Source organism: Duganella aquatilis (assembly GCF_009674565.1).
GTDB classification, from domain to species: Bacteria; Pseudomonadota; Gammaproteobacteria; order Burkholderiales; family Burkholderiaceae_D; genus Rugamonas; species Rugamonas aquatilis.
Genome location: NZ_WKJL01000006.1, coordinates 197,368 through 219,472, shown reverse-complemented (window position 1 = coordinate 219,472; position 22,105 = coordinate 197,368). Strand labels below are relative to the sequence as shown.

Below are 22,105 nucleotides of genomic sequence, written 5' to 3'. Positions count from 1 at the left end.
ACCGGGGTCAGTTCTGCCAATCGCACACGAGCCCTGCCGTAGCGGCTGCTACGGCAGGGCTCGTGTGCGATTGGCAGAACTGACCCCGGATTGGGTTACGCGCGGGCCTTGGTGACCGCGATCTGGTCGAGGATATGTTTCGGCACTTCAGCGTAGTGCTTGAACTCCATCGTGTAGGTCGCCCGGCCTTGCGTCAGCGAACGCAGCGTGGTCGAGTAGCCGAACATCTCGGCCAGCGGCACCGAGGCGCGGATGATCTTGCCTCCGCCGCCAGGGATCTCGTCCATGCCCTGCACCATGCCGCGCCGCGCCGTCAGGTCGCCCATGGCGTTGCCCATGAACTCTTCCGGCGTTTCCACCTCGACCTGCATCACCGGCTCCAGCAACACCGGTCCGGCGCGCTTCATGCCGTCCTTGAAAGCCATCGAACCGGCCATGCGGAAGGCGTTCTCGTTCGAGTCGACATCGTGGTAGGAGCCGAACGTCAGCGTGGCGCGCACGTCGACAACCGGATAGCCGGCCAGCACGCCCTGCTTCAGCGTTTCCTGGATGCCCTTGTCCACCGCCGGGATGAACTCGCGCGGCACCACGCCGCCCTTGATGGCGTCGACGAACTCGTAGCCCTTGCCCGGCTCCAGCGGTTCGACCGTCAGCACCACGTGGCCATACTGCCCACGTCCACCCGACTGCTTGACGAACTTGCCTTCGACGTCGCTGGCGGTCTTGGTGATGGTTTCGCGGTAAGCCACCTGCGGCTTGCCGACCGTGGCCTCGACGCTGAACTCGCGCCGCATGCGGTCCACCAGGATCTCCAGGTGCAGCTCGCCCATGCCGGACATGATGGTCTGGCCCGATTCCTCATCGGTATGCACGCGGAACGACGGGTCTTCCTGCGCCAGGCGGTTCAGGGCGATGCCCATTTTTTCCTGGTCGGCCTTGGTCTTCGGTTCCACCGCCTGCGAAATCACCGGCTCGGGGAAGATCATTTTTTCCAGCACGATCACATGCTCCGGCGAACTCAGCGTGTCGCCGGTGGTCACGCCCTTCAGGCCCACCGCCGCCGCGATGTCGCCGGCGTAGACTTCCTTGATCTCCTTGCGCTCGTTGGCGTGCATCTGCAGGATGCGGCCCAGGCGTTCCTTCTGCGACTTGGTCGGGTTATAGACCGTGTCGCCGGAATTCACCACGCCCGAATACACGCGGAAGAAGGTCAGCTGGCCGACGAACGGATCGGTCATGATCTTGAACGCCAGCGCCGCGAACGGATCGCTGTCGGTCGGATGGCGCTCGATCGGCTGGTCGTCCTCGTCGGTACCGGCGATCGCCGGCACATCGACCGGCGACGGCAGATATTCGATCACGGCATCCAGCATGGCCTGCACGCCACGGTTCTTGAAGGCGCTGCCGGCCAGCATCGGCACGATCTCGTTGCGGATGGTGCGCAGGCGCAGGCCCTGCTTGATCTCTTCCTCGGTCAGCACGCCGCCTTCCAGGTATTTTTCCAGCAGTTCTGGCGTGCCTTCGGCGGCCGCTTCGACCATCTTGTCGCGCCACTCCTGGGCCACGGCCTGCAGGTCGGCCGGGATGTCTTCATAGGTGAACTTGACGCCCAGCGTCTCGTCGTCCCAGTTAATCGCGCGCATCTTGACCAGGTCGATCACGCCATGAAAATTGTCCTCGGCGCCCAGCGGCACCTGGATCGGCACGGCCACGCCCTTCAGGCGGTTGGCGATCTGTTCGCGCACGCGGAAGAAGTCGGCGCCGACGCGGTCCATCTTGTTGATGAAGGCGATGCGCGGCACCTTGTACTTGTTGGCCTGGCGCCACACGGTTTCCGACTGCGGCTGCACGCCGCCGACGGCGTCGTACACCATCACGGCGCCGTCCAGCACGCGCATGGAGCGCTCCACTTCGATGGTAAAGTCGACGTGGCCGGGGGTGTCGATGATGTTGATGCGGTGCTCGGCGAAATTGCCGGCCATACCTTTCCAGAAGGCGGTCGTCGCAGCCGAGGTGATGGTGATCCCGCGTTCCTGTTCCTGCTCCATCCAGTCCATCGTGGCGGCACCGTTATGTACCTCACCGATTTTATGGTTGACTCCGGTATAAAACAGGATGCGCTCCGTCGTCGTCGTTTTGCCAGCGTCGATGTGCGCGCTGATGCCGATGTTGCGGTAACGCTCGATGGGGGTCTTGCGGGTCATTACGATCTCCTTGGGTGTACAACTTGGGAAGTCTCAGGTGCGGCACTCCGTGCCGAATTCAAGACCTCATTAGCGTGCGACATGATTAATGGCAATTAATGTAGTCTGTAACATAATCCGTTAGCTTACCTCTCACCTGGACAATCTGCATGCGAGTACGCCCCCAAACCACCCTGTTCCTGACTTTAGGCATGGCTCCGGCTCTGGCTTTAGCCCAGGCTTCCGACCTTGAACTGCGACTGGAGCGCTGCTCGGTCCTCGGCGACGCCAGCGCGCGCCTGGCCTGTTACGACGGCCTGTCGAAGAGCGCACCGGCGGTCCAGGCCGCCGGCGCCAACGCCATCGTCGCGCCCGCCGCCGACGCCAACAACGGCACGGTCGCCTCGGCCGATGCGCCGGCCCGTACCCAGCCGGCCGGTCCGCCGCCGGAACCGAAGGTGTCGCCCAAGGTCGCCGAGCTGACCACCATACCGCCGGAGGACACGGTGTCGCGCATGGTGCAGGAATGGGAGCTGGACCGCTCGTCGAAACGCGGCGTGTTCAATTTCCGCCCCCATCGTCCCACCTATTTATTGCTGGCCAATTACAGCACCAGCTCCAACGATACGCCTTTTCAGGACTTTACGCCCGGCGGCATCAAATCCAAGCACGTGGAGCTGACATACCAGATCAGTTTCAAGATGAAGATGATAGAGCAGCTGCTCAGCACCCCGGTCGACCTGTGGTTCGGCTACACCCAGAACAGTTTCTGGCAGGCTTACAACCGCGCCGCCTCCAGCCCGTTCCGCGAAACCAACTACCAGCCCGAGCTGATGCTGACCACGCCGCTGAACCTGGACCTGGGCATCCTCGACGTGCGCTACGCCACGCTGGCGCTGAACCACCAGTCGAACGGCCAGACCTCGACGCTGTCGCGCAGCTGGAACCGGATTTATGCGGAAGTGGGGGCGGAAAAAGGCAAGTTCGGCGTCTCGTTCCGCCTGTGGAAGCGGCTGGACAACGCACGCTCGGACAACGACAACATCGATATCACCGATTTCATGGGCCATGGCGACATCCGCGCCACCTACCGCTTCGACGGCCACGAGCTGTCGCTGCTGGCGCGCCGGAATATTTCGACCGGCCACGGCGCCTTGCAGGCCGGCTGGGCCTTCCCGGTGGCGGCCAACCTGAACGGCTATGTGCAAGCCTTCAGCGGCTACGGCCAGAGCCTGATCGATTACAACTACTCGCAGAAATCGATCGGCGCCGGCTTCCTGGTCAAGTTTTAACGGGGATTGCCGCCCAGGATGCGCGCCGGCAGCATGACCACGGCGCGCAGCAGTTCGAACACGCCTTCGACGCCGATGCCGATCAGGCGGAACGGCAAGGTAATCAGCCACAGCAACGGATAGAGCACCAGCGCCAGCAAGGCCAGCGGCCAGCACAGGAACAGCAGCACCAGCCACAAAACAAAACTCAGCATGAGAAGCTCCCGATTCGGTTAATGTTGTCTATGCTGCGTACCTTAACGGCGCGGCGTCCGGCGGACAATCGCCGTGCGACCAACTGCAAAAATACAGCGTCCAAGGGCGCTTTTGGCCGATAAACGGCGCGGCGGCTTGGGATAGAATCATAAAAACAACAATATTTCCTGCTATGGCGGCTGCGTGCAACGGCAATTCCACTACCTTGGGACGGCGTCTGGTCCGGCTGCTGCTATGGTGGGCAGCCTTGCTGCCGCCGGCGCACGCCGCCACGCCCGGCCCGATCGACCTCCACCACGCCGGCTGGACCACGCGCGACGGCGCGCCGGCCATGGCCATGACCATGGCGCAGACCAGCGACGGCTGGCTGTGGTTCGGCGGTCCCAACGGCCTGTTCCGCTTCGACGGCGCGCGTTTCGAGCGTTACGCCGACTTGGTGCTGCCGGCCAACTCGATCAGCATCCTCAGCGCCCAGCCCGCGGGCGATTTATGGATAGGCTACCGCTTCGGCGGCCTGAGCCGGCTTACCCAGGGCAAGTTGCGCAGCTATGACGAGCACGACGGCCTGCCGCGCAGCGTCTCGGTCTGGGGCATCGAGCCGGACGCCAGCGGCCGCATGTGGGCGGCGACTCCGCGCGGCATGTTCTATCTCGACGGCGAACGCTGGCATGCCGCCGAGGCGGATTGGGGATTGACACGCTCGACCTACAAAACGCTGATGCGCGACCGCCACGGCGTGCTGTGGGTTCAGGGCGACGACGGCATCGCCACGCTGGCGCCCGGCGCCAGCCGATTTGTCCGCGTGCCGCGCCAGAGCGGCGTGGGTGTCGTGGCCGAGGTGCCCGATGGCAGCGTCTGGAGCTGGGATGGGCAGAATAACCGGCTCAACCGCCTTACCGCGCCGGCCGACGGCGTCGCGCCGCGCCGCTGGCAGCTGCACGGCGAGGTCGGCGCCGTGTTGTTCGACCGCGCCGGCAACCTGTGGGCCGGGCGGCAGGACGGCGTCGAATACCACACGGCGCGCGGAACGGCCGTCACCGGCCCGCAACAGGGCCTGACCGGCGGCGCCGTGACCGCGCTGCTGGAAGACCGCGAAGGCAATGTCTGGGTGACCACCGCGAACGGCGTCGACCGCTTCCGCGCCAAGCGCCTGACCCGTATCCCGGTCACCGAACATCCCGGCCGGCTACCGATTGCCGCCGACAGCCAGGGCGGCATGTGGGCCGGACGCACGCACCTGGAACGGCAGGAACACGGCAACTTTGCCGCCAGTCCCCTGTGGCCGGCGGCCGCCAGCTACTGGACCGATCAGATTCACTGCGCCTATCTGGATCCCGACGGCGTGCTGTGGCTCGGCGGCTTCGGCGGCCTGTGGCGCAAGGATGGCGAGCGCGTCAGCCGGGTCGCCCTGCCCGACGGCCTGAATGCCGTCCAGTTCAGCGCCATCGCCCGCGATCGCCAGGGACGGCTATGGATTTCCCTGCTGTTGTTCGGCATCTTCAGGCAGGATGAGCATGGCAGCTGGACCAGGATGGACGGCAGCAATGGCTTGCCCGAGGCGCCCGCCCGCGCGATGGCGCCCGGTCCCGGCGGCGACCTGTGGCTGGCCTATCCGCGCAACCGCGTGGTGCGGCAGAGCGGCCAGGGCTGGCGCGTGTATGGTCCGGCGGACGGCGTTCAGCTTGGCGCGGTGCTGGCCATCCATGCTCGCGGCGACCACGTCTGGGCCGGCGGCGAGAACGGCCTGGCGCGGCGGCAGGGCGAGCGCTTCATCACCGTGACCGGCAACGATGGCCAGACCTTCAGCGGCGTCAACACCATGGTGGAACTGGCCAACGGCGATCTGTGGATCAACGCCGTGTCCGGCCTGTTCCGCTTGCCGGCGGCGGAAATCGCCACGCTGCTGAACACGCCGGGATACCGCCTGCGCTATGAGCGGATCGACAGCCTGGATGGCCTGGAAGGCACGGCGCCCTTCCTGGCGCCGACGCCTACATTGGCGCGGGCCACGAACGGTTACCTCTGGGTCACCACCACAACCGGCCTGTTCCGCTTCGATCCCGCCGGCCACGCCGCCCGGCCCGCGCCGCCGGTCATCATCCGCAAACTCGGCGCGGCCGGGCAGCTACGCCCCGCCGTTCCAGGCACACGGCTGCCGCCCGGCAGCGGCTCGCTCCAGATCGAGTACACAGCAATGGCGCTGGGAATGCCGGAGCGGGTGCGTTTCCGCTATCGCATGGACGGGGTCGATACGCGCTGGCAGGAAGCGGGCCGCCGCCGCACCGCCTACTACAGCAATCTGGACGCCGGCAGCTACCATTTCCAGGTGCAGGCCGCCAATGAGGCGGGCGAATGGGACAAGGGCGTATCGACGCTGGATTTCGAGATCGAACCGACCGTCACGCAAACCTGGTGGTTCAAATGCCTGTGTGCGCTGGCCGTGCTGGCCGCGTGCTGGCTGGCCTACCGCCTGCGGCTGCGGCGGATGACGGCGCAGTTGACCGCCAGGATGCAGGAGCGGCTGGATGAGCGCGAACGCATCGCACGCGAGCTGCACGACACGCTGCTGCAATCGGTGCAGGGGCTGATTCTCCACGTCCACGCGGCCGCCATGCGCCTGCCCGAACCGGAGCCGGCGCGCGAACTGATCGAGCAAGCGCTGCAACGGGCCGACGACGTGCTGCACGAGGGCCGCGACCGCGTACGCGACCTGCGCAGCAACGATCACTGCGAACAGGACCTGGCCGAAGTGCTGGCCGCAGCCGCCTGCCGCGCCCAGCCGCCCGGCGCCATGCCGATGCGCCTGCGGGTGGAAGGCACGGTGCGCGCCTTGCATCCCGCCGCGCAGGAAGAAGTGCTGGCGATCGCCCGCGAAGCCATCGTCAACGCCTACCGCCACGCCCAGGCGACGCTGATCGAAACCCAGGTCATCTATAGCGCGCGGGAGCTGCGCCTGGTGGTGCGCGACAATGGCGGCGGGATACCGGCGGAGGTGCTGGACAGCGGCGAACGCGAGGACCACTGGGGCATGCCCGGCATCCGCGAACGCGCCAAACGCCTGAAAGCCAGGCTGCAGGTGCGCAGCGAACCCGGCGCGGGCACCGAATGGGTACTCACCCTGCCCGGCCGCGTCGCCTACGCCGACCAGCTCAAACGCCGAAAATCCCCCGGTTGATGGCGATCATCACCGCATGCGTGCGGTCGTTGGCGGCCAGCTTGGACAGGATGCTTTTCATGTGACCCTTGACCGTATCTTCGGTCACGCCCAGCAGCAGCGAGGCGCGGCGGTTGGAATTGCCCTTGGCGACCAGCCGCAGCACCTCCACCTCGCGCGCGCTCAAGGCGTCGCAGGCCGGCCGCGCCGCCAGTTTCACCGCCACCTCGGGCGGCAGCGGCCGGCCGCCGGCGTGCACCGTCGTCAGACAGCTGAACAACTCTTTCCTCACCGTGTTCTTGAGCAGATAGGACACCGCGCCCAGGCGCAGCGCGCGGGCCACCTGGGCATCGCCGCCGTAGGTGGTCAGCGCCACGATGCGCGCCTCGGGATGCAATGCCAGGATCGCGGTGATGGCCTGGGCGCCGTTCATGACCGGCATTTGCAGGTCCATCAGCACGATGTCGGGCCGGTGCTGGCGGTACAGCTCGACCGCCTGCCGGCCGTCGCCGGCTTCGGCCACCAGCACGAAGTTGTCGTTGGAGGCAAACACGGCGGCCAGGCCTTCACGTATCAACGGATGGTCGTCGGCCACCAAAACGCGGATCGGCGAGGCTGAAGCCATGTCAAATCTCCATGTAGACGGTTCCGTGACTATACTTCAATGTAGCTACTCTTTCGAGTATAGGAGATGGGCGGGAGCGGACTTACATTGATCGCCACCACTTCACCCGGGAGAAAAACATGCTTTCCACCTTTAGTTCCGTCCGCCGCCTTGGCCTGCGCTGCATCGCGGCGTCCCTGCTGTCAGCCGCGGCGATGGGCGCCAACGCGGCGGCCCCCATCGACGTCAAAGTCGACGGCTTTACCGACAAATACGCGCAGGTCAACGGCGTGCGCCTGCACTACAAGGTTGGCGGCAAGGGCTCGCCGGTGCTGTTGTTGCACGGCTATGGCCAGACCGGCCACATGTGGATTCCAGCCATGAAGGCGCTGGTCAAGAACCACACCGTCATCGTGCCGGACCTGCGCGGCGCCGGCGGCTCGGAGAAGCCGGAAAAAGGCTACGACAAGAAAACCATGGCGGTCGACGTTCACGAACTGGTCAAGACCATCAGCAGCGAGCCGGCCGCCGTGGTCGGCCACGACATCGGCATGATGGTGGCGTACGGCTACGCCGCCCAGTTCCCGGCCGACACCAGCAAGCTGGTGGTCATGGACGCGTTTGTACCCGGCATCGGCGACTGGAAAAACGCCTTCCCGCGCGCGGCCGTCTGGCACTTTTACTTTTATGGCGACACGCCGCTGGCGCTGGTGAAGGGACGCGAGCGCATCTACTTTGAACACTTCTGGAATGACTTTTCGGCCGACAAGGGCAAGTCCATCAAGGAAGCGGACCGCCAGCTGTACACGGCGGCGTATTCCCAGCCGGGCGGTATGCGCGCGGGCTTTTCCTACTTCAGCGACTTCGACCGCGATGCCGCCGATTTCGAGCCGATGAGCAAGACCAAGCTGACCATGCCGGTGCTGACCATCGCCGGCGAAAAATCGGCGGGCGACTTCCTCGGCAAGCAGGCGCAACTGTATGCGACCAACGTCAAAAGCATCATCGTGAAGGGATCGGGACACTGGCTGATCGACGAAGCGCCGGATCAGGTGGTGCCGGCGCTGGTCGACTTCATCCAGTAATTACTGGCCGACGCAGATAATCTTGGTAACGTATTCCTTGGCGTTCGGCTTCTTCTTGGTGGCCCAGGCGACCGCCTCGTTGGCTTCCGCGATGGTCAGCACCGAGGCCTTGTCCTTCGATTTGATGAAGGACACGCCTTCGAATACGCCTTCCTTGCTGCGCATGACTTTGGCAAACACGGGCGGCTTGGTTTCGCCGTCGGCGATCTTGTTTTGCTGGATCAGGTAGCGTTGGTCGTTCTCGGTCATACATTTCTCTTTCGTAAAAGACGAAATATACGCTCCGGAACGACCGCCGTGGGGACTTTTTACGCGAAGGCGGGCATGTGCTGCGCGGGCTGCAACACGGCTTCGTACAGCACTTCGGCCTTCAGCGTGGCTTGCAGCGAGGCGATCGAACCGCCGGCGCGGTACTGGAAACTCACTTGCAGCACGTCGCCCTCGCGCGCCTTGACCGGGACGTTCAGCGGCACCGCCATGTAGGGATTGAGCCAGTCGATGGTGCTGGAACGCTCCTGCACCACGGCCAGGATGTTCTTGGTGACGAAGCGCATGGCGTTGACTTCGCCGTTGCGCTCGACCACGAACTTGCCCTGCCACGAATAGATCAGCTCGTTCGGCTGGTTGAAATCGATGATGCTGTACACCGCCGGCTGGGCCAGCTCCACCGTGCCCGGATAGATGGCGGCGGTTTCCTGGAACTGCACGATCGGCGCGCAGAAGCCCTCGAAATCGTATTCCTGTTGCAGCGGCTGCACCGCCATGATCACCGCTTCCGGCAGGAACAGCGGCAGCGGGCCGCCGAAGCGCTCCAGGTAGCGGCGCTTGAACGATTCGATCACTTCCACCTGTTTTTCGCGCAGCATGCCGACGTGGATCATCTCGCAGATGACGACGTCGACCGGCTCCGGCGGCATGTATTCGAAGGCGTCGGCGTGGATCACCTCGACTTTTTCGCCGTTCGGGTTCATCGCCAGGAATTTGCGCGCTTCCTTGACCATGTCCGGGTTAAACTCGACGCAATAGACCTTGGACGCGTTGGCGGCCGCGAACCACGACAGCACGCCCGTACCGCCGCCCAGTTCCAGCACTTTCGCGCCCGGCTTGACGCCGTAGGCGATGGCCGACTTGAAGCCATGCATGCGGTTTTGGTCCATCAGCATATTGTGATGGTAGTGGACCGGAATAAACTGCCCCAGATAGCAGCTCTCGATTTCGCGTTCGTTCAGCATTGGTCGTCCTTGGTAGATGCGCTGGGGACATTATGGTGAAGAATGTTGCGACACTATGCCGGGAACTGGCCGGCAAATACCCTCCAATTCATTTGCGCCGCTCATCGTTAAGCAAAAATCACTATTGCGTTTATACTAGCGGCGATTAATCACGGAGATGTCATGTCTGTACAGTTTCGCAACAACGTTCATTGCCATGGCGATGGCCCCGCCACCATCATGTTTGTGCACGGTTACGGCTGCGACCAGCAGATGTGGCGCTTCATCTACCCCTCGTTCCTGGGGCGCTACCGGGTGGTGCTGATGGACCTGACCGGCAGCGGCGGCTCCGACCTGGGCGCCTACGACCGCGAGAAATACAGCACGCTGCACGGCCATGCGGAGGATGTGCTGGATGTGATCGGCCTGTACGCGAAGGCGCCGGTGGTGTTTGTCGGGCACTCGGTGGCCGCGATGATCGGCATGCTGGCGTCCATCATGTCGCCGGAAAAGTTTGTGGCGCAGATCATGGTCGGGCCGTCGCCGTCGTTCATCAACGATGACGATTACGTCGGCGGCTTCAATGTGGAAGACATCGACGGCCTGCTGCAGATGATGGAGCTCGACTACGACAGCTGGATCAAGCGCATGGCGCCGGTGATTATGGGCGCGCCCAGGCAGCCGGTCTTGCAGCAGGAACTGCTGACGCGCTTCCAGAAGAACGATCCCGAGATCTCGCGCCATTTCGCCCGCGTCACCTTCACCGCCGATCACCGTGCGGACGTGGAAAAATCCACCGTCCCGGCGCTGATCCTGCAATGCAGCGATGACATGATCGCCCCGCGCGAAGTGGGCGACTGGCTGCACCAGCATCTGCCCCACAGCGAACTGGCCGTCATCACCAACATCGGCCACTGCCCTCACCTCAGCTCGCCTTCCGCCAGCTCCGACATCATCAACGACTACCTGCTGCAAATCCAGGCTTGACGAGGCAGCGCTAGCGCGGTTTTTTGTTGGCAAGGAAGGTGTTGATGGTTTTGGCGATCCAGGGCTTGTCGGCCTTGAGGGCGAATTCGGCGGCGGTGAGGTGGAAGCCGCCGTCTTTCAGCGTGGCGTCGGCGCCTTGTGCGAGCAGCAGTTCGACCACTTTTTCCTGGCCTTCGCGGGCGGCGATCATCAGCGGCGTCATGCCGGACGGCGTCTCGGCGTCGATGTAGGCGTATTTGTCGAGCAGGATGGTGGTGATTTCCACGCTGCCGGCGGCGGCCGCGTAATGCAGCGCGGTCCAGCCTTTCTGGTTCACCTGCGCGCCGCGCTGCAATAGCTCCAGCACCGCCGTCTTGTTGTTGCGGAAGGCGGCCATCATCAGCGCGGTGTTGCCGTTGGGCGCCTTCGCTTCGATATCGATGCCCTTCTGGGCCATCAGCACGCGCGCCACGTCCAGCGCTTCGTAGCGCATGGCGACGATCAGGCCGGTCTCGCCGTTGGCGTCCCGTATATTGGGATTGACGCCGCGCGCCAGCATTTTCCGGACGCGGTCGGCGCCATCCAGCTGGGCGGCGCGGAAGAACTCGACTTCGTCGTCGCTCTGCTCGGCCGCGCAGACCGGCGCGGCCACCGCAGAGGCCAGCCCCAGCAGGATCAACCGCCGCGTGCGCCGCATCAGGCCGCCACGTTGAACAGTTTGCGGAAGTTGGCGGTGGTTTGCGCCGCCACTTCTTCCACCGACACACCCTTGAGCTGGGCCAGGTATTCGGCCACGTGCGCCACATAGCCCGGCTCATTCATGCGGCCGCGATACGGCACCGGCGCCAGGTACGGCGAATCGGTCTCGATCAGGATGCGCTCCAGCGGCAGTGCCAGCGCCACCGCCTGCAAGTCCTTGGCGCTCTTGAAGGTCACGATGCCGGAGAACGAGATATAGAAGCCCATCTCGATCGCCGCACGCGCCACTTCCAGCGACTCGGTAAAGCAGTGCATCACGCCCGCCACGCCGCCCGCCTCCGTGCCCGCACCCTCTTCGCGCATGATGCGGATGGTGTCTTCGCTGGCGCTGCGGGTATGAATGATCAGCGGCTTGCGGGTGATGCGCGACGCCTTGATGTGCGTGCGGAAGCGCTCGCGCTGCCATTCCAGGTCGCCTTCCAGACGGTAGTAATCCAGTCCGGTTTCGCCGATGGCGAGGATTTTCGGATCATCGGCCAGCTGCACCAGCTGTTCGACGGTCGGTTCCGGCGTGTCCTCATAATCCGGATGCACGCCGACCGAGGCGTAGATGTGCGGATACGCGTGGGCCAGCGCCAGCACCTGCGGGAAATCCGGCAGATCGACCGACACGCACAAGGCATGGGTCACCTTGTTGTCGGCCATCTTGGCGAGGATTTCAGGCATGCGAGCGGCCAGCTCAGGAAAATTGATGTGGCAATGAGAGTCGATATACATGCCGCGATTGTACCTGATAGCGCCTGCCACCCGTTTTGTGGAAACGATACCACCCCAGATCAAGAAAACGCTTTCATTTTTAATATTGTCGGGATAGTATCGCTCTGCGGTATGTAATTACATTACACAAAAATATAGGGGACATATGAGTACTACCGAAATCTTCCTGCTCGCGATGTTGCTGATCTTCGTCGTGCCTTTCCTGGTCTGGCGCCTTGGGCGCACCGACTATTTCGCTCCGCTGGTGATCGTGCAGATCATCATGGGCATCATCCTCGGACCGGGCGTCATGGGCGCTTTGTTCCCGGATTACCACAAATTCGTCTTCAATCCGGACGTGGTCAAAACCCTCAACGGCGTCGCCCAATGGGGCGTGATGCTGTTCGTGATGCTGGCCGGTATCGAGCTGGACCTGAAAAAAGTCTGGCAGCACCGCCGCGAAAGCGTCACCACCGCCGGCCTGTCGCTGGGCGTGCCGCTGGTGTTCGGCTGCGCCGCCGCCCTGCTGCTGATGAACTACCAGGGCTGGATGGGCGCCAAAGCCGCCAACTGGCAATTCATGCTGGGCACCGGCATGGCCTGCGCCGTCACCGCGCTGCCAGTGCTGGTGCTGCTGATGGAAAAGCTGCAGATCCTGCGCCAGCCGATGGGCCAGCGCATCCTGCGCTACGCCAGCCTGGACGACGTCGCCATCTGGGGCGTGCTGGCGCTGATCATGCTGGATTGGGAACGCGTCGGTCGCCAGCTGGGCTTCCTGGTCGCGTTTGCGTTGCTGACCTTTGCCTTCCGCCGCCTGATGAACCGCCTGCAAAACAGCGACCGCTGGTACGTCGCCATGATCTGGCTGATCGCCTGCTCGTTCGGCGCCGATTGGGCCGGCCTGCACTTCATGGTCGGCGCCTTCCTGGCCGGCGTGGTGATGGATGCGGACTGGTTCGGCCAGGAGCAGCTGGACGCGCTGTTCAAGAACGTGCTGCTGGTGCTGATGCCGGTATTCTTCCTGAGCACCGGCCTGCGCACCAAGTGGGATCTGGGCGGTTACTCGGTGTTCTTCGTCGGCGGCCTGCTGTTGCTGGCGTCGGTGGGCGGCAAGCTGGCGGGCGCGCACATCGCCGGCAAGCTGCTGAACTGGAAGAGCGGTGAAGCGTCGATCATCGGCTGGCTGCTGCAATCGAAGGGCCTGATCGAAATCATCTTCGCCAACATCCTGCTGGACAAGCAGATCATCACCAGCGAAACCTTCACCGCGCTGTTGCTGATGGCTGTCGGCAGCACCATGCTGACCATTCCCATCGTGTATCCTAAGCTGAACCGCGCACAACACCGTGGCCTGGTCAGCCAGGCCAGCTCTTGAGGAAGTAACATGGCACGCACCGGATTAACGAAATCGGAAGTCAAGGCCAGCCGCGACCAGCTGCTGGCCGAGGGGCGCTACCCGTCCGTCGATGCGGTGCGCCATGTGCTGGGCACCGGCTCCAAGTCGACCATCCACCGCTATCTGAAAGAACTCAGCGACGACGACAGCCACCCCGGCATCAAGCGCGACGATACCGCGCGCAGCCTGCAAACCATGGTCGAGCAGCTGGCCAGCCAGTTGCATGACGACGCCGAACGCCGCTACCGCGCGCTGTACGCCGAGCACCAGCAGGCGCTACGGGAAAAGGAAGACGAGCTGGACGCGCTGCGCGCCACCATCGAGCGGCTGACCGCGCGCGTGGAAGAACTGGAGATCGACGCCTACGCCGCCCAGCCGCACGACCACGGCTTCGGCGACTTCAGCCACCTGCAAGCCAGCTCGCGCGGCGGGCTGAACGACAGCACGCCGTTCAGCATGGTGCTGTCCGGCGGCCGCTCGTCAGTGTTTGATGTGGACAGCCGGCAGATCCAGCTTACGCCACGCGCTTACCCAGGATAATCAGGTCGCGCTCGATGCCGCGAAGTTACAGGGTGTGGGTGGCGCGCGAAGAGCGCAACGCGGCGCCGAGGATTTCTTCAATGCGCAGGCGGGCGCGCTGGCCGCTCTCGTCGTCCGGAAAATGCACGCCGATGCCCTGCGCCTTGTTGTTGTGCGCGCCGGGCGGCGTGATCCAGGCGACCTTGCCGGCGATCGGGTATTTGTTGGGATCGTCCATCAGCGCCAGGATCAGGTAGATCTCGTCGCCGAGCTTGTACGGCTTCTGGGTCGGCACGAACATGCCGCCGTTTTTCAGGAACGGCATGTAGGCGGCATACAGCGCCGCCTTTTCCTTGATCGCCAGCGACAACACCGTCGGCCGTGGCGTCAACGGCACGGTGTTCGGGTCGAGTGGGCTGGCAGCGGACATTCCTTACCTTTCAGGCGCAGCAGTTGGCGTAATCGAGCAGCATATCCTCCAGGAACAGCTTGGGCGACAGCGGATGGTCGGCGGTCGCGCGGCGGTCATTGGCGCCCTTGATCGCGGCCATCAACCGGCTGACGTGGATCTTGTCGGCCACGCCGGCCAGCTCTTTCTGGTAGCGAGGATAATAGCGGATGCTGCCTGCCAGTTTGTAGGAAAACACATCGTAAAGCCAGCGCTGCAACCAGGACACCGGACCGCTCAATGGCACTTTCTGCAACTTGTCGGCGACTTTCAAGGCGCCTTCCACGCTCGGATGGGCCAGCAGTTGCAGCAGCATTTCCAGCTCCTCGCGGTTGCCGGACTCCGCCTGCGCCATGGCCGCCAGCGGCGCGCCGCCCTGCTCACGCAGCCAGCTGTCGGCATCCGGCACGCCCTGTTCCTTCAGCCAGGCCAGCGCCTCGGCATGGCTAGGCATCGGCAGCGCGAACTTGCGGCAGCGCGACAGGATGGTCGGCAACAGGCGGTCCAGGCTGTTGGAAGCCAGCAGGAACACGGTGCCCGGCGGCGGTTCTTCCAGCGTCTTCAGCAAGGCGTTCGAGGCCGGCATGTTGAGCGCTTCGGCCGGATACAGCACCACCACGCGCAAGCCCTGGCGGTGGGTCGAGATGTTCATGAAGTCCGCCAGATTGCGGATCTGCTCGATCTTGATTTCCTTGGAGGGCGTCTTGGTCTTGGCGGCCTTCTTGGTCTCGCCTTCGCCCTCTTCGCCGTCGACCGGCTCGTCTTCCATCGATTCCGGCCGCACACGGCGGTAGTCCGGATGGTTCTGCTGCGAGAACCAGCCGCAGGACGCGCACACGCCGCAGGCGTGACCGTCCGGCAGCACCGCCTCGCACAGCAAACCCTGGGCGAAGGTTTCGATAAAGTCGGATTTGCCGATCCCGGCGGCGCCATGGAACAGGATGGCGTGCGGCATGCGCTGGCGCAGCGTTTGCAGCTGCTGCCACGACGATTCCTGCCACGGGTAGATGGAATTACTCATTATTCAGTATTCTATGTCAAAAGCATGCGTCGAGGATGGCCGCAATCTGCTCCTGGATCGCGGCGATGCTCTGCGTCGAATCGATGACGCGGAAGCGCTGCGGGAACTGCGCCGCGCGGCGCAGGTATTCGGCGCGGGTGGCGGCGAAGAAGTCGGCCTTCTCCTGCTCGAACTTGTCGAGGTCGCGGGTGGCGTCCAGCCGCGCGCGCGCCACTTCCAGGGGCACGTCGAACAGCAGCGTCAGGTCCGGTTGCAGCGCGGGATGCACCCACTGCTCCAGCACCTCCAGCTTGGCCACGCTCATGCCGCGGCCGCCGCCCTGGTAAGCGAAGGTGGAATCGGTAAAGCGGTCGGAAATGACCCAGGCGCCGCGCTTCAGCGCCGGCTCGATGACCTGCGCCAGGTGCTCGCGGCGGCTGGCGAACACCAGCAAGGCCTCGGTTTCCAGGTCCATTTTTTCGTGCAGCACGATCTCGCGCAGCTTTTCGCCCAGCGGCGTGCCGCCCGGCTCGCGCGAGCTGACCAGCTCGGCGCCGCGCTGCTTGATGTAATCGGCGACGAAGGCGATGTGCGTCGACTTGCCGGCGCCATCGATGCCTTCAAAGGTGATGAATTTACCCATGTATTCTTATCGTTGATACTGATTGACTGCCCGATTGTGATCGTTCAGGTTGTCGGAAAACTGACTGGTGCCGTTGCCCTTGGAGACGAAATACAGCGCCGCCGTCCTGGCCGGCGACAGCGCCGCCATCAGCGACTGCACGCCCGGCAGCGCGATCGGCGTCGGCGGCAAGCCGGCGCGCGTGTAGGTATTGTACGGGGTGTCGGTTTCCAGGTCTTTTTTGCGGATCTTGCCGTCGTATTTGAGGCCCATGCCGTAGATCACGGTCGGATCGGTCTGCAGCAGCATGCCCAGCTTCAGGCGGTTGACGAACACGCCGGCGATCATCGAGCGCTCGGACTTCTGCCCGGTTTCCTTTTCCACGATGGAGGCCATGGTCAGCGCCTCGTACGGGCTCTTGTACGGCAGCGCCGGGTCGCGCTTGGCCCAGGCGTCGGCCAGGCGGGTCAGCATCATCACGTGCGCCTGCTTGTAGATTTGCAGGTCGCTGGCGCCCTTGGCGAACAGATAGGTATCCGGGAAGAACAGTCCCTCCGGTTCCTTGTAGTCGGAGGCGATGGCGCCCAACACTTCCTGGTCGGTCAGCGCCACGGTGTCATGCTTGAGGCCCTTGTGGGCGGCGATGGCGGCCCGCATCTGGCGGAAGGTCCAGCCCTCGATGATGGTCAGCTGCTCCTGCGCGAACTCGCCGCGCGCCAGCTGGTCGATCAGCCGCAGCGGCGTCGAGCCCGGCTTCAGCTCGTAGGAGCCGGCTTTCAGCTTGCTGCTCTTGCCGGTCGCGCGCGCCAGCAGATTGAACAGCAGTGGCTGGATCGGCACGCCCGCTTCGGCGATCTGCTGGCCTGCCGCATGGGCGCCGCTGCCCGGCGTGATGACGAAATCAATGGCCTCGGCATCACCAGGGATGATGGGATTCTGCGACCAGTACATGAAATAGCCGCCGCCGGCGATGGCCAGCAAGATGCACAAACCGATTATTTTTTTGATAAAAGCCATTGTTAAAGCCATCTGATTGGATCAAGTCGCACAGCTTGCCAGTTCTTGGCAGTGTCCGCCAGTGCCGTGTTTTGCGCGCCATCCGACGCGATCTGCGCGACATCACTATAATGAGCCCGTAATGATAATGCTTTAACCGTCAAAAGATTGAAAATTATGTCTTCCTGGAATGAACTTTTAGCACAGCAGGCCACTCCGCTGAGCACCACGCAACTGGCCGCCGGCTTCGTCGCCTCCATCACCGACCTCGGCCTGATCGCCCTGGACGGCGAGGAGTCGGCCAGTTTCCTGCACACGCAGCTGACCAACGATGTCGAGCACCTGGGCCTGGGCGAAGCGCGCCTGGCCGGCTACTGCTCGCCGAAAGGCCGCCTGCTGGCCTCGTTCCTGATGTGGCGCAGCGCGTCCACTATCTTCCTGCAACTGGCGCGCGACATCCAGCCGGCGGTGCAGAAGCGCCTGGCCATGTTTGTGCTGCGCGCCAAGACCAAGCTCAGCGACGCGACCGAACTGCCGGGCAACGCGGTGCTGCTGGGCCTCGGCGGCAACCAGGCCGATACCGTCTTGCAAAAGTGGTTTGACAGCCTGCCGGCCAAGCCGTTCGCCAAGCTGGATCACCCGCTGGGCACGCTGATCCGCGTGGCCGACGTGTTCGACGCGCCGCGCTATCAGTGGCTGATGTCGGTGGAAACCGCGCAGGCCGTGGCGCCGGAACTGGCGGCCCAGCTCAGCGTCGGCGGCGCCGATGCCTGGCAGCTGTCGGAAATCCACGCCGGCATCGCCCACATCAGCAAGGCCACGCAGGAGCAGTTCGTGCCGCAGATGATCAACTACGAACTGCTGGGCGGCGTCAATTTCAAGAAAGGCTGCTACCCGGGCCAGGAAATCGTCGCCCGCAGCCAATACCTGGGCAAGCTGAAACGCCGCACCACGCTGGTCAGCATCCCTGACCTGACGGCGGCGGCCGGCATGGAAGTGTTTGCCACGGCCGATCCGGAACAACCTTGCGGCATGATCGTCAACGCCGCAGCCAACGGCCAGGGCGGCGTCGACGCGCTGGTGGAAATGAAGCTGGCCGCCATCGAGGCGGCCTCGGTGCGCCTGGGCTCGGCCCAGGGCACGGCGCTGAATTTCCTGGCCATGCCTTACGTGCTGGAACCGCTCGATCTCTAGCATGGATCTCTACATCTACTACAAGGTCAAGGACGCCGACGCGGCGTCCTTGCAGGCGGCTGTCGTCCCGATGCAGGCGACGCTGGCGCAGCGCCACGGCGTTGCGGGCCAACTCAAACGTCGTCCGGAGGGCAAGGACGGCGTGCAGACGTGGATGGAAGTGTATCCGTCCGCGCCGGAAGGATTTGCGGCGGCGCTGGATGCAGCCGTCGCCGCGGCCGGCCTGTCCGCATGGACCAGCAGCCCGCGTCACACCGAAGTGTTTGGGGATGTCGTCTCATGTGCCTGATTGTCTTTGCCTGGCAAGTGGTGCCGGCCGTGCCCCTGATCGCCGCCGCCAACCGCGATGAATACTATCAGCGCGCCACCGCGCCGGCCGCGCCGTGGCCGGAACATCCGCAGATCTACGCCGGCCGCGACCTGCAGGCCGGCGGCAGCTGGATGGGCATCACCCAGCCAGCCGAAGACGGCGCGCCGTCGCGCTTTGCCGCCATCACCAACATCCGCGCGCCGTCCGAGCACAAGGACGAGGCGCCGTCGCGCGGCCATCTGGTGGCCGACTACCTGGCCGGCAGCATGACGCCGCAGGAATACGTGGCGCAGATCCGCGCCACCGCCGGCCAGTACAACGGCTTCAACCTGATACTGGGCGACCGCGACACCCTGATCTGGTATTCCAACAAGGGCGACAACGACCCGCGCAACGGCCAGCCGCTGGCGCCCGGCGTCTACGGCCTATCGAACGCGCTGCTGGACGCGCCGTGGCCGAAAGTGCTGAAGACCAAGGCCCAGTTCGCCAGCCTGCTGTGCCTGGGCGCGCCGGAAGAAGCCTTCTTCGAAATGCTGTCCGACACCACCCCGGCGCCGGACCAGCGCCTGCCGGAAACCGGCGTGCCGCTGGACCTGGAGCGCGTGCTGTCCGCCGTGCGCATCGAAAGCCCGAGCTACGGCACCCGCACCTCCACCGTCGTCAAACTCTACGCCGACGCTCCCGCCACGCTGCACGAGATGCTGATTCACTAGGTGCTGCGGCCCGCCTTCCGCTCCAGCAGCGCGCGGAAGGCGGTGAACACCTTGCGCATGGCCGGGGCCTTGTAGGGAAACATGTCTTCCGGGTCCATGGCGTGCACGATCATGGCGTTGTCGGCCTCGAAGATCAGCAGGTCGCCGTTCGGCATTTCGGCGCAGTCGATACCCAGGTATTGCAAGCCCATGCGTTCGTTAATCGCTTGCAGCGCGGCCTGGTGGCGCACGGCGAAGCCCTGGTCGAAGCGCGCCATTTCCGCCGCTTCCTCGGCGCGCTTCTCGGCGCTTTCGGTCATGCCGGCGTTCAGGTAGTGGATCATCCAGTTTTGCGAAATCGCGTAGTGGCAGATGTAAGGCCTGCCTTCGATGAGCACCACGCGGTATTTGCGGAACATGCCGTCGGCGCCGCGGTAATCGACAAAGCGCGACACGTAGAACTGCGGCCCCTCCACTTCCTGCAGATACTTGCCCAGCGCGGCGGGCGTATCGACCTTTTGCAGATTCGTACCGGCATGCGAGCCCAGCGGCCGCACGATAACCGGGAAGCCGCCGTCCGGCAGCAGGCTTTCGATCGCCTGCGTGCCGGCGGCAATCGCATTCAGCGTGCTCAGGCCGGTACGCACCGACACCGGCATTTCCACGCCAGCCAGCCCGCGCAGCGCGGCGCTGAGGCCGTCACGCGAGGTCGCGCGCAGCTGTTCCGGACGGTTGATGACGGGACGCGGCCAGTCGCTGGTGTATTCGATCAGGCGTTCCAGCAACGGCTGGTTGGCTTCCGACTCGGCCACAGCCACCAGCATCACATCATGGTCCGGCACTTCCTCCGGAAAATCTTCGTCGGCGCGCAGGTACAGCAGTTCCAGCGTGACGTCGCTGTTCTCCACCAGGAATTCGACCGGCGTGTTGGACATCAGGTCGCCCGGTCCCATCAGCACCAGCAAGGTCAGGCCCGGCTCGGGCTGCTGCGCGGGAATCGTGTAATGCGGTTGCAGCATGATCGCTTCAGCCTGCACCGCCAGCGCGTCGTCGCGGTTGCCCGTCAGTTGCAACACGGTGGAAAAATCCATGTAGGCGTGGGCATCGTTCGGATAAGTCTGTGCGCGTTCCAGCAGGACCTGGCCGAGCGGCGCCAGGTCTTCACCGGCAAAGGCGCGGCGCATCAGGGGGGCGACGCCGATCAGGGGCGCATTGTGCTGGCCGATTATGCTTGCATCAAAAGTCATGCGGACTCCGTAGTAATAAATTGCGGACGCGCGGCGCCCAGTTTCAGCACCGCATCCAGCAGCGCGTCGATATCTTGTTGACCGGTACGGTGGTTGACGATGGCCACGCGGATCGCCAGCTTGCCGCGGATGGTTGTAGCGGAGGGGGCGGCAATGCCGGACTCCTGCACGTCCGCCACCAGCCCGGCGTTGAATGCATCCACGTCGCCGGCGGCGCGGTAGCGGAAGCAGACGATGTTGAGCGCCACCGGCGCCAGCAGTTCCAGTTCCGGCTGGGCGGCGACACGCTCTTCCAGATAACGCGCCAGCAAGCAGGTTTCGTTGATCACCTGGCCGATGCGTTCGGCGCCGAACACCTGGAAGGTGAACCAGGTCTTCAAGGCGCGGAAGCCGCGCGACAAGTCCGGACCGAAATCGCACGGCCACGGCGAATTGGCCGCCATGCCGCGCGCGTCGCGGCGCAGATAAGTGTCGCGGCTGGCGAAGGTGTCCAGATGCATGGCGCCGTCGCGCACCAGGATGAAGCCGGCGTCGTACGGCACCTGGCCCCACTTGTGGAAATCGCAGGCGACCGAGTCGGCCAGCTCGATGCCGTCCAGCAGCGGACGCAGCGCCGGCGCCAGCGCCGCCAGCGCGCCATACGCGCCATCGACGTGGAACCACAGGCCGTTGCGCTCGCACACCGCAGCCAGCAGCGGCAGCTCGTCGATCGCGCCGACATCCACCGTGCCGGCGGTGCCGGCGACAAAGAACGGCTGCAAGCCGGCCTGGCGGTCGGCGGTGATGGCGGTTTCCAGCGCCACCACGTCCATCTGGAATTGCGCGTTCATCGGAATTTTGCGCAGGTTGGCGCTGCCGAGGCCGGCCAGGTCCATCGCCTGCGCGATGCAGCCGTGCGCCCCGGCCGAGGCATAGGCCACCAGCTGCCGCTTCGGCGGAATGCCGTGGCTGCGCACCTCGCGGCCCAGCGCGCGGAAACGCGCCACCAGCAAGGCGATCATATTGGCCATGGAACTGCCGGTGACGAACAGCCCGGAGGCGGTCGCCGGGAAACCGAACAGCTCGGCCATCCAGCGCACGATCTGCCGTTCGACTTCAATCGGGATATGGTCGCGGCCGCCGCAGTTGGCGTTGAGGCCGGCCGCCAGCATCTCGGCCAGCATGCCCACCGGCGTGCCGCCGCCGTGCACCCAGCCGAAGAAGCCGGGATGGGTATTGCCGATCGCATTCGGCAGGATGTGCTGCATGAACTGCTGGTGCACCGCGGCCAGCTCGCTGCCCTGCGCCGGCATGCCGCTGCGGAAAGCGGCGCGGGCATCGTCGGGAATCGGCTGCCAGACCGGCCGCTGCCGGATGTCTTGCAAATAGTCAATCATATCGTCCAGCATGCGGTGGCCCTGCGCACGGAACTGTTGCCAATCGGCCGGGTCCAGCGGGCCGGCGAAATTTTCTTGCGTTTTCTTTGCCATGTGACTCAATTTTTCTTCAGACCTGCCGTTATCACCAGTAGCGGGGCAATTTATCCAAGGCCGGCGC

General features: G+C 64.4%; 22 protein-coding genes. 9 read left to right on the top strand and 13 right to left on the bottom strand.

Going from position 1 to position 22,105, the window contains the following annotated elements:
• Positions 1-95: 95 nt before the first annotated feature.
• Positions 96-2,204 carry an elongation factor G gene (fusA, locus tag GJ698_RS11685; RefSeq protein WP_154357782.1) on the bottom strand — a complete coding sequence of 703 codons (2,109 nt, stop codon included), beginning with the start codon at positions 2,202-2,204 and terminating at the stop codon, positions 96-98.
• A 149-nt stretch (positions 2,205-2,353) separates the two neighbouring features.
• Between fusA and GJ698_RS11680 the strand changes: the two genes are divergently transcribed.
• Positions 2,354-3,475 (top strand): phospholipase A, encoded by a 1,122-nt coding sequence (locus GJ698_RS11680; protein WP_229259948.1) that lies wholly within the window; start codon positions 2,354-2,356, stop codon positions 3,473-3,475.
• On the opposite strand, the gene GJ698_RS11675 is transcribed toward GJ698_RS11680, so the two are convergent.
• Positions 3,472-3,669, bottom strand: a complete 198-nt coding sequence (locus GJ698_RS11675; protein WP_154357781.1) for a hypothetical protein — start codon at positions 3,667-3,669, stop codon at positions 3,472-3,474. The genes GJ698_RS11680 and GJ698_RS11675 overlap by 4 nt on opposite strands.
• Before the next feature lie 206 nt (positions 3,670-3,875).
• Between GJ698_RS11675 and GJ698_RS11670 the strand changes: the two genes are divergently transcribed.
• Positions 3,876-6,845 (top strand): sensor histidine kinase, encoded by a 2,970-nt coding sequence (locus tag GJ698_RS11670; RefSeq protein WP_166454852.1) that lies wholly within the window; start codon positions 3,876-3,878, stop codon positions 6,843-6,845.
• On the opposite strand, the gene GJ698_RS11665 is transcribed toward GJ698_RS11670, so the two are convergent.
• On the bottom strand, positions 6,820-7,449 hold the full coding sequence (locus GJ698_RS11665; protein ID WP_154357779.1) for a response regulator transcription factor: 630 nt from the start codon (positions 7,447-7,449) through the stop codon (positions 6,820-6,822). The two genes, GJ698_RS11670 and GJ698_RS11665, sit on opposite strands and share 26 nt — an antisense overlap.
• A 119-nt stretch (positions 7,450-7,568) precedes the next feature.
• Here GJ698_RS11665 and GJ698_RS11660 point away from each other — a divergent pair, with 119 nt between their 5' ends.
• Positions 7,569-8,513 (top strand): alpha/beta fold hydrolase, encoded by a 945-nt coding sequence (locus GJ698_RS11660; RefSeq protein WP_154357778.1) that lies wholly within the window; start codon positions 7,569-7,571, stop codon positions 8,511-8,513.
• Here the strand turns inward: GJ698_RS11660 and GJ698_RS11655 are convergent, their stop codons facing one another.
• Both GJ698_RS11655 and GJ698_RS11650 read right to left on the bottom strand, forming a co-directional pair.
• On the bottom strand, positions 8,514-8,762 hold the full coding sequence (locus GJ698_RS11655; RefSeq protein ID WP_154357777.1) for a hypothetical protein: 249 nt from the start codon (positions 8,760-8,762) through the stop codon (positions 8,514-8,516). It lies immediately after the preceding gene.
• A gap of 59 nt (positions 8,763-8,821) precedes the next feature.
• On the bottom strand, positions 8,822-9,745 hold the full coding sequence (locus GJ698_RS11650) for a class I SAM-dependent methyltransferase (RefSeq protein WP_154357776.1): 924 nt from the start codon (positions 9,743-9,745) through the stop codon (positions 8,822-8,824).
• Between the two features lie 162 nt (positions 9,746-9,907).
• On the opposite strand from GJ698_RS11650, the gene GJ698_RS11645 reads away from it, so the two are divergent.
• Complete coding sequence (locus GJ698_RS11645) at positions 9,908-10,711, top strand: alpha/beta fold hydrolase (RefSeq protein ID WP_154357775.1); 804 nt, start codon at positions 9,908-9,910, stop codon at positions 10,709-10,711.
• Between the two features lie 10 nt (positions 10,712-10,721).
• Here GJ698_RS11645 and GJ698_RS11640 read toward each other — a convergent pair whose 3' ends face one another.
• Both GJ698_RS11640 and GJ698_RS11635 read right to left on the bottom strand, forming a co-directional pair.
• Complete coding sequence (locus tag GJ698_RS11640) at positions 10,722-11,387, bottom strand: ankyrin repeat domain-containing protein (RefSeq protein WP_154357774.1); 666 nt, start codon at positions 11,385-11,387, stop codon at positions 10,722-10,724.
• On the bottom strand, positions 11,387-12,166 hold the full coding sequence (locus GJ698_RS11635; RefSeq protein WP_154357773.1) for a TatD family hydrolase: 780 nt from the start codon (positions 12,164-12,166) through the stop codon (positions 11,387-11,389). The genes GJ698_RS11640 and GJ698_RS11635 overlap by 1 nt, the downstream gene beginning before the upstream one ends.
• A 145-nt stretch (positions 12,167-12,311) precedes the next feature.
• Between GJ698_RS11635 and GJ698_RS11630 the strand changes: the two genes are divergently transcribed.
• Complete coding sequence (locus GJ698_RS11630; RefSeq protein WP_154357772.1) at positions 12,312-13,520, top strand: cation:proton antiporter; 1,209 nt, start codon at positions 12,312-12,314, stop codon at positions 13,518-13,520.
• A 9-nt stretch (positions 13,521-13,529) separates the two neighbouring features.
• A complete protein-coding gene (locus GJ698_RS11625) occupies positions 13,530-14,081 on the top strand; it encodes a DNA-binding protein (RefSeq protein WP_154357771.1) in 552 nt (183 codons plus the stop codon).
• A gap of 25 nt (positions 14,082-14,106) precedes the next feature.
• Here the strand turns inward: GJ698_RS11625 and GJ698_RS11620 are convergent, their stop codons facing one another.
• From GJ698_RS11620 to mltG, 4 genes are read right to left on the bottom strand one after another with little or no spacing between them, the layout of a single operon-like run.
• A complete protein-coding gene (locus GJ698_RS11620; RefSeq protein ID WP_154357770.1) occupies positions 14,107-14,490 on the bottom strand; it encodes a PilZ domain-containing protein in 384 nt (127 codons plus the stop codon).
• Between the two features lie 10 nt (positions 14,491-14,500).
• On the bottom strand, positions 14,501-15,529 hold the full coding sequence (locus GJ698_RS11615; RefSeq protein WP_154357769.1) for a DNA polymerase III subunit delta': 1,029 nt from the start codon (positions 15,527-15,529) through the stop codon (positions 14,501-14,503).
• Between the two features lie 16 nt (positions 15,530-15,545).
• On the bottom strand, positions 15,546-16,151 hold the full coding sequence (gene tmk, locus GJ698_RS11610; RefSeq protein WP_154357768.1) for a dTMP kinase: 606 nt from the start codon (positions 16,149-16,151) through the stop codon (positions 15,546-15,548).
• Between the two features lie 6 nt (positions 16,152-16,157).
• On the bottom strand, positions 16,158-17,147 hold the full coding sequence (gene mltG, locus GJ698_RS11605; protein WP_154357767.1) for an endolytic transglycosylase MltG: 990 nt from the start codon (positions 17,145-17,147) through the stop codon (positions 16,158-16,160).
• A gap of 156 nt (positions 17,148-17,303) precedes the next feature.
• Here mltG and ygfZ point away from each other — a divergent pair, with 156 nt between their 5' ends.
• The 3 genes from ygfZ to GJ698_RS11590 are packed head-to-tail and all read left to right on the top strand — an operon-like array spanning position 17,304 to position 19,343.
• Complete coding sequence (gene ygfZ / locus GJ698_RS11600; RefSeq protein ID WP_154357766.1) at positions 17,304-18,320, top strand: CAF17-like 4Fe-4S cluster assembly/insertion protein YgfZ; 1,017 nt, start codon at positions 17,304-17,306, stop codon at positions 18,318-18,320.
• A 1-nt stretch (position 18,321) separates the two neighbouring features.
• Positions 18,322-18,609, top strand: a complete 288-nt coding sequence (locus GJ698_RS11595; protein ID WP_154357765.1) for a DUF4936 family protein — start codon at positions 18,322-18,324, stop codon at positions 18,607-18,609.
• Positions 18,600-19,343, top strand: coding sequence for an NRDE family protein (locus GJ698_RS11590; protein ID WP_154357764.1), 744 nt, complete (start codon positions 18,600-18,602; stop codon positions 19,341-19,343). Before GJ698_RS11595 ends, GJ698_RS11590 begins: the two co-directional genes overlap by 10 nt.
• Here GJ698_RS11590 and GJ698_RS11585 read toward each other — a convergent pair.
• Together GJ698_RS11585 and GJ698_RS11580 are read right to left on the bottom strand one after the other, a co-directional pair.
• Positions 19,340-20,569, bottom strand: a complete 1,230-nt coding sequence (locus tag GJ698_RS11585) for an ATP-grasp domain-containing protein (RefSeq protein ID WP_154357763.1) — start codon at positions 20,567-20,569, stop codon at positions 19,340-19,342. The two genes, GJ698_RS11590 and GJ698_RS11585, sit on opposite strands and share 4 nt — an antisense overlap.
• Positions 20,566-22,038: a pyridoxal phosphate-dependent decarboxylase family protein gene (locus tag GJ698_RS11580; protein WP_229259947.1), complete on the bottom strand. Its 1,473-nt coding sequence runs from the start codon at positions 22,036-22,038 to the stop codon at positions 20,566-20,568. The genes GJ698_RS11585 and GJ698_RS11580 overlap by 4 nt, the downstream gene beginning before the upstream one ends.
• Positions 22,039-22,105 lie beyond the last annotated feature (67 nt).

What these genes read in the sequence shown, in the direction of transcription:
- GJ698_RS11655 (WP_154357777.1), bottom strand. Translation starts at nt 8,762, where the DNA reads ATGACCGAGAACGACCAACGCTACCTGATCCAGCAAAACAAGATCGCC.
- GJ698_RS11645 (WP_154357775.1), top strand. Translation starts at nt 9,908, where the DNA reads ATGTCTGTACAGTTTCGCAACAACGTTCATTGCCATGGCGATGGCCCC.
- GJ698_RS11665 (WP_154357779.1), bottom strand. Translation starts at nt 7,449, where the DNA reads ATGGCTTCAGCCTCGCCGATCCGCGTTTTGGTGGCCGACGACCATCCG.
- GJ698_RS11650 (WP_154357776.1), bottom strand. Translation starts at nt 9,745, where the DNA reads ATGCTGAACGAACGCGAAATCGAGAGCTGCTATCTGGGGCAGTTTATT.
- tmk (WP_154357768.1), bottom strand. Translation starts at nt 16,151, where the DNA reads ATGGGTAAATTCATCACCTTTGAAGGCATCGATGGCGCCGGCAAGTCG.
- mltG (WP_154357767.1), bottom strand. Translation starts at nt 17,147, where the DNA reads ATGGCTTTTATCAAAAAAATAATCGGTTTGTGCATCTTGCTGGCCATC.
- fusA (WP_154357782.1), bottom strand. Translation starts at nt 2,204, where the DNA reads ATGACCCGCAAGACCCCCATCGAGCGTTACCGCAACATCGGCATCAGC.
- GJ698_RS11595 (WP_154357765.1), top strand. Translation starts at nt 18,322, where the DNA reads ATGGATCTCTACATCTACTACAAGGTCAAGGACGCCGACGCGGCGTCC.
- GJ698_RS11590 (WP_154357764.1), top strand. Translation starts at nt 18,600, where the DNA reads ATGTGCCTGATTGTCTTTGCCTGGCAAGTGGTGCCGGCCGTGCCCCTG.
- GJ698_RS11620 (WP_154357770.1), bottom strand. Translation starts at nt 14,490, where the DNA reads ATGTCCGCTGCCAGCCCACTCGACCCGAACACCGTGCCGTTGACGCCA.
- GJ698_RS11660 (WP_154357778.1), top strand. Translation starts at nt 7,569, where the DNA reads ATGCTTTCCACCTTTAGTTCCGTCCGCCGCCTTGGCCTGCGCTGCATC.
- GJ698_RS11675 (WP_154357781.1), bottom strand. Translation starts at nt 3,669, where the DNA reads ATGCTGAGTTTTGTTTTGTGGCTGGTGCTGCTGTTCCTGTGCTGGCCG.
- GJ698_RS11625 (WP_154357771.1), top strand. Translation starts at nt 13,530, where the DNA reads ATGGCACGCACCGGATTAACGAAATCGGAAGTCAAGGCCAGCCGCGAC.
- GJ698_RS11680 (WP_229259948.1), top strand. Translation starts at nt 2,354, where the DNA reads ATGCGAGTACGCCCCCAAACCACCCTGTTCCTGACTTTAGGCATGGCT.
- GJ698_RS11630 (WP_154357772.1), top strand. Translation starts at nt 12,312, where the DNA reads ATGAGTACTACCGAAATCTTCCTGCTCGCGATGTTGCTGATCTTCGTC.
- ygfZ (WP_154357766.1), top strand. Translation starts at nt 17,304, where the DNA reads ATGTCTTCCTGGAATGAACTTTTAGCACAGCAGGCCACTCCGCTGAGC.
- GJ698_RS11640 (WP_154357774.1), bottom strand. Translation starts at nt 11,387, where the DNA reads ATGCGGCGCACGCGGCGGTTGATCCTGCTGGGGCTGGCCTCTGCGGTG.
- GJ698_RS11580 (WP_229259947.1), bottom strand. Translation starts at nt 22,038, where the DNA reads ATGGCAAAGAAAACGCAAGAAAATTTCGCCGGCCCGCTGGACCCGGCC.
- GJ698_RS11585 (WP_154357763.1), bottom strand. Translation starts at nt 20,569, where the DNA reads ATGACTTTTGATGCAAGCATAATCGGCCAGCACAATGCGCCCCTGATC.
- GJ698_RS11615 (WP_154357769.1), bottom strand. Translation starts at nt 15,529, where the DNA reads ATGAGTAATTCCATCTACCCGTGGCAGGAATCGTCGTGGCAGCAGCTG.
- GJ698_RS11635 (WP_154357773.1), bottom strand. Translation starts at nt 12,166, where the DNA reads ATGTATATCGACTCTCATTGCCACATCAATTTTCCTGAGCTGGCCGCT.